Source organism: uncultured Idiomarina sp., from assembly GCF_964010655.1.
Classification (GTDB): domain Bacteria; phylum Pseudomonadota; class Gammaproteobacteria; order Enterobacterales; family Alteromonadaceae; genus Idiomarina; species Idiomarina baltica.
In genome coordinates, this window is sequence record NZ_CAXGLS010000095.1 from 1 (window position 1) to 2,120 (window position 2,120).

Annotated in this window: 2 protein-coding genes and 1 pseudogene; all 3 read left to right on the forward strand. The window is 51.3% G+C overall.

The features are described 5' to 3' along the window. Positions 1 to 186: pseudogene (locus ABNS04_RS12430) on the forward strand (SDR family NAD(P)-dependent oxidoreductase); the annotation flags it as partial. A 393-nt stretch (positions 187 to 579) separates the two neighbouring features. Then, positions 580 to 1,701, forward strand: coding sequence for a polysaccharide export protein (locus ABNS04_RS12435; protein ID WP_348671610.1), 1,122 nt, complete (start codon positions 580 to 582; stop codon positions 1,699 to 1,701). 21 nt (positions 1,702 to 1,722) lie between these two features. After that, positions 1,723 to 2,120, forward strand: a 398-nt coding sequence (locus tag ABNS04_RS12440; protein WP_348671611.1) for a low molecular weight protein-tyrosine-phosphatase, incomplete at its 3' end; no start/stop codon positions are given.

Consider the following 2,120-nt stretch of genomic DNA (forward strand, 5'->3'; position numbering starts at 1 on the left):
CAGCCCTCAAAGCAGTATCAAGTCTACCAATACTTGGCCGAACAAGCCGGTATTACACTGAACGAACCGGTGCAGCCAGGACCCGGACCGCGTGGGTCAAAACGCTGCAGTAACCGGTTATTACGCAGCACCGGCTATACGTTAATGTACCCGACTTACAAAGAAGGGTTGGCGCACACAGAATAGCCTGTTCATGTAAAAAATGCGTAAAACGTGCCGTATGACTATCTTCATATTTGCAGAGCGGTTATTTTATATTCAAACAGTGTAAATGTAACAAATTTGTTGTTGCGTAAAGATTCGGCGTTTGGTCTAATACCGCTCTTCCTTGTAGGACATAACCTAACTATACTGTACTGTCGCGACGTAAAGTCGTGTCGACGCATGTCCTTTTCACGGCGTGTTAAAATTCGTAGCTGAACACATAACGGCATCGGTGACTGGGGACCGCAACTCATGGGCGGTAGCGTGTCCAATCGTCGGACCATCTAAACCAGTACTTAATATTGTGTCAGTCTGTGATAAACTTTGCGCCACTGAGCGATTAAAATCACAACAAAATAACCTGTTGGAATCTAAATGAGACGTTTACTAGCCATTTTTGCAACCACCTTATTGGTATCGAGTTGTGCATGGGCGCCAGGCGCGCACCTAGACAGTGATGAAGACTACGCCAGCGGTGAACCGCTCTCGCAAGAGGAGCTGAACCAGCGCGTGGATATTCACCCCATCACCCCGCAACTGCTAAGCCGACTCCAACAGCAACAACCCCGCACCGAATTACTCCCCAATCCGCAGCTTGAGCAACAACGACAAGATTACGATTACGTCGTCGGTCGTGGTGATATTTTAAATATTACCGTTTGGGACCATCCCGAGCTCACCATTCCGGCAGGCTCTATGCGTGGTCCGGCTGAGGCGGGTAACTGGGTACATAACGATGGCACCATTTTTTATCCTTACGTGGGTAAGCTGCATGTGGCAGGTAAGCGCGTAACACAAATTCGCGATATGATTACCGAACGCCTCTCAACCTACATTGAAAAGCCACAAGTGGACGTCACCGTGGCGGCATTCCGTAGTCAACGGGTTTATGTCACCGGTGAAGTGAAAAAGCCGGGCACCTTGCCCATTAGCAATGTACCCCTCACGCTGATTGAAGCAGTCTCGCAAAGTGGCGGTCTGACCGAAATGGCGGATTGGACCGACGTTACCCTTAAACGCGGCGATGATGAGATGCAGTACTCATTGCGCGAGCTCTATCAACAGGGCAACACGCAAGAGAACGTTATCTTGCAGGCGGGCGATATCGTCAACATTGCACGCAACGACTTTCGTAAAGTGTTTGTCTTGGGTGAAGTGGGTAAACCCCAAAGCTACCCGATGGGACGCTACGGTATGAGCCTTGCCGAGGCGCTGAGCGATGCCGGGGGCCTATACAACACCACCGCCGATGCCTCAGGCATTTTTGTAATCCGCCAGCCTGAGCCGGATAGCGATAAATTGGCACAGGTGTTCCAACTCGATGCCAGCAACGCCACCGCATTGGTGATGGCAGAGCAGTTTGAGATGCAACCTCGAGATATCGTGTTTGTGACCGCCGCGCCGGTGGCACGTTGGAACCGTGTGATGAGCCAGATCTTGCCGTCATTGACGGGAATTTACAGCGTGACACGCGCACGCAGCGACTTACAAGAATAATACGAGCCCGACGAGACGACTATGTTTGACCGAATTTTAGTGGTATGCACCGGCAATATTTGCCGTAGCCCCATTGGCGAACAATTGCTACAGCAAGCGCTGCCGAACAAGCACATTGCCAGTGCTGGGGTGGCGACGGAACGTTCGGGTTTAAATGGCCACGACATTGATAACGATGCCGCGCAGGTGGCTCGTGACAGCGGCATGACCCTAGCGCCCCACCAAGCGCAACAACTCACCAGCGAGTTGGTCAATAACCACGATTTGATTCTGGTGATGGAACAGCGGCATAAAGAAATTATTAGTGAGCGCTACCCACAAGCACGAGGCAAGCTCATGCGTTATGGCGAATGGTTAGCGCGCTCAGAGGGCGGCACCGGTAAAGATATTGCCGACCCCTATAAAAAGAGCTTAGAAAG

What these genes read in the sequence shown, in the direction of transcription:
- ABNS04_RS12435 (WP_348671610.1), top strand. Translation starts at nt 580, where the DNA reads ATGAGACGTTTACTAGCCATTTTTGCAACCACCTTATTGGTATCGAGT.